The organism is Litoreibacter arenae DSM 19593, from assembly GCF_000442275.2.
GTDB lineage: Bacteria > Pseudomonadota > Alphaproteobacteria > Rhodobacterales > Rhodobacteraceae > Litoreibacter > Litoreibacter arenae.
The window spans coordinates 1,110,001-1,113,248 of sequence record NZ_KE557314.1 but is presented as its reverse complement, the minus strand read 5'-3'; the positions used below and the strand labels follow the sequence as shown (position 1 = coordinate 1,113,248).

General features: G+C 52.7%; 1 tRNA gene and 2 rRNA genes. All 3 read right to left on the bottom strand.

Features of this window, described 5'->3' with window-relative positions:
• Positions 1-54: 54 nt before the first annotated feature.
• A tRNA-Met gene (locus tag THALAR_RS17775) sits at positions 55-131 on the bottom strand.
• 77 nt (positions 132-208) lie between these two features.
• Positions 209-323, bottom strand: a 5S ribosomal RNA gene (gene rrf, locus THALAR_RS17770).
• An 89-nt stretch (positions 324-412) separates the two neighbouring features.
• Positions 413-3,246, bottom strand: a 23S ribosomal RNA gene (locus tag THALAR_RS17765).
• Positions 3,247-3,248 lie beyond the last annotated feature (2 nt).

Below are 3,248 nucleotides of genomic sequence, written 5' to 3'. Positions count from 1 at the left end.
AAATAGCCCTAAACTGGCCCATAAGCGCTGAAGTCAGACAGAGTTCGGTCAAAGTGGTTGCGGGAGTAGGATTTGAACCTACGACCTTCAGGTTATGAGCCTGACGAGCTACCGGGCTGCTCCATCCCGCGCCAATTGCGCTGCCTCAGGTCCAAATAATGAAAGTGAGGCGCATCGAAAGAGAGATACTACTGATGTTGCTTGTTAGGTTTGGCGGTGACCTACTCTCCCACGTCTTAAGACGCAGTACCATCGGCGCAAAGGCACTTAACGGCCGAGTTCGGGATGGGATCGGGTGTTTTGCTCTCGCTATGACCACCAAACCAAACAAACAACATCAGTCTCAGCCCCGAGGGGCAATCCAAGTCAAACTGCATTGTGCAGCTCTCTTGAAGTCCAGCTTCTACTGGATCAAATCAAGCCTATCGAACAATTAGTACCAGTCAACTGAACGCATTGCTGCGCTTACATCTCTGGCCTATCGACGTAGTGGTCTACTACGGTTCTCAGGGATACCTTGTTTTGAGGGGGGCTTCCCGCTTAGATGCCTTCAGCGGTTATCCTTTCCGATCATAGCTACCCAGCACTGCCATTGGCATGACAACTGGTCCACCAGTGGATCGTTCACCCCGGTCCTCTCGTACTAGGGGCAACTCCTCTCAAGTATCCTACACCCACGGCAGATAGGGACCGAACTGTCTCACGACGTTCTAAACCCAGCTCACGTACCTCTTTAAACGGCGAACAGCCGTACCCTTGGGACCTGCTCCAGCCCCAGGATGAGATGAGCCGACATCGAGGTGCCAAACGGTGCCGTCGATATGGACTCTTGGGCACCATCAGCCTGTTATCCCCGGCGTACCTTTTATCCGTTGAGCGATGGCCCTTCCACTCGGGACCACCGGATCACTATGGCCGTCTTTCGACTCTGCTCGACTTGTCAGTCTCGCAGTCAGGCTGGCTTCTGCCATTGCACTCAACGAGCGATTTCCGACCGCTCTGAGCCAACCTTCGCGCGCCTCCGTTACTGTTTAGGAGGCGACCGCCCCAGTCAAACTACCCACCACACAGGGTCCCGGATCCGGATAACGGACCGCGGTTAGACATCAAGCAGAACAAGGGTGGTATCTCAAAGGAGGCTCCACGAAGACTGGCGTCTCCGCTTCAAAGCCTACCACCTATTCTGCACATATTGTGCCTGATGCCAGTGTGAAGTTGTAGTAAAGGTGCACGGGGTCTTTCCGTCTAACCGCGGGAAGCCTGCATCTTGACAGGCAATTCAATTTCGCTGAGTCGATGTTGGAGACAGCGGGGAAGTCGTTACGCCATTCGTGCAGGTCGGAACTTACCCGACAAGGAATTTCGCTACCTTAGGACCGTTATAGTTACGGCCGCCGTTTACCTGGGCTTCAATTCGGAGCTTGCACTCCTCCTTTTAACCTTCAGGCACCGGGCAGGCGTCAGACCCTATACGTCGTCTTGCGACTTCGCAGAGCCCTGTGTTTTTAGTAAACAGTCGCCACCCCCTGGTTTGTGCCCCCAGCCAATACTTGCGTAGAAACTGGGCCTCCTTCTCGCGAACTTACGGAGGTATTTTGCCGAGTTCCTTCAACATCGTTCTCTCAAGCGCCTTGGTATTCTCTACCAGTCCACCTGTGTCGGTTTAGGGTACGATCTTATAGAGGGGCTATTTCCAGGAACCTCTAAGCAGCCCATTCAATCCGATAAGGATGAACTACCTTCGAGATCCGTCACCACCTCATGGCCCAGGAATATTAACCTGGTTCCCATCGACTACGCCTTTCGGCCTCGCCTTAGGGGTCGGCTTACCCTGCTCAGATTAGCTTTAAGCAGGAACCCTTGGACTTTCGGCGACAGGGTCTCTCACCCTGTTTGTCGCTACTCATGTCATCATTCTCGCTAGTGATCTCTCCACCGGATGGCTCACGCCCCGGCTTCACAGAAAACTCAATGCCTCCTATGCACTACAAGTAGTGCAAAAGAGGCGTAGAGTTATGTCACACTACGCTCCGCTACCATGCCTTACGGCATCCTAAGCTTCGGCTCATGGCTTGAGCCCCGTTACATCTTCGCCGCAGGACAACTTAAATTAGACCAGTGAGCTGTTACGCTATCTTTAAAGGATGGCTGCTTCTAAGCCAACCTCCTGGTTGTTTTGGTCGTCCCACCTGCTTTCCCACTTAGCCATGAATTAGGGGCCTTAGCTGTAGGTCAGGGTTGTTTCCCTCTCCACGACGGACGTTAGCACCCGCCGTGTGTCTGCCAGATATTACTCCCGGGTATTCGGAGTTTGGTTAGGATCAGTAAGACGGTGAGTCCCCATTACCCATCCAGTGCTCTACCCCCCGGGGTATTCGTCTGACGCTCTACCTAAATAGATTTCGCGGAGAACCAGCTATCTCCGAGTTTGATTGGCCTTTCACCCCTAGGCACAACTCATCCCGACCTTTTTCAACAGGTGTGGGTTCGGACCTCCAGTTAGTGTTACCTAACCTTCATCCTGGTCATGCCTAGATCACTCGGTTTCGGGTCTGATCCATCTAACTCATTCGCCCTATTAAGACTCGCTTTCGCTGCGCCTACACCTAACGGCTTAAGCTTGCTAGATAGACCAAGTCGATGACCCATTATACAAAAGGTACGCTGTCAGGCCTCAAGGGCCCTCCAACTGTTTGTAGGCGTCCGGTTTCAGAAACTGTTTCACTCCCCTTGTCGGGGTGCTTTTCACCTTTCCCTCACGGTACTGGTTCGCTATCGGTCAGTAAGGAGTACTTAGCCTTAGAGGGTGGTCCCCCCATGTTCAGACAGGATTTCACGTGTCCCGCCCTACTTAATACGTCTGATTGTGCTTCCTATACGGGGCTGTCACCCACTTTGGCGGACCTTTCCAGGTCCTTCTAGTCACACTCACAGCTCGGCTGGTCCCCGTTCGCTCGCCGCTACTAGGGGAGTATCTGTTGATTTCCTTTCCTCCGGGTACTTAGATGTTTCAGTTCCCCGGGTTTGCCTTTTTAACCCTATGTATTCAGGTTAAAAATACCTGTTTTACCTCATTATTAGCTGCTCCGAAGAGCAGTAATAACAAAGTATCAGGTGGGTTGCCCCATTCGGAAATTCGTGGGTCAAAGCCTATTCTCGGCTCGCCACGACTTATCGCAGAGTATCACGTCCTTCATCGCCTCTTACTGCCAAGGCATCCACCAAACGCCCTTCTCGCGCTTGATTTG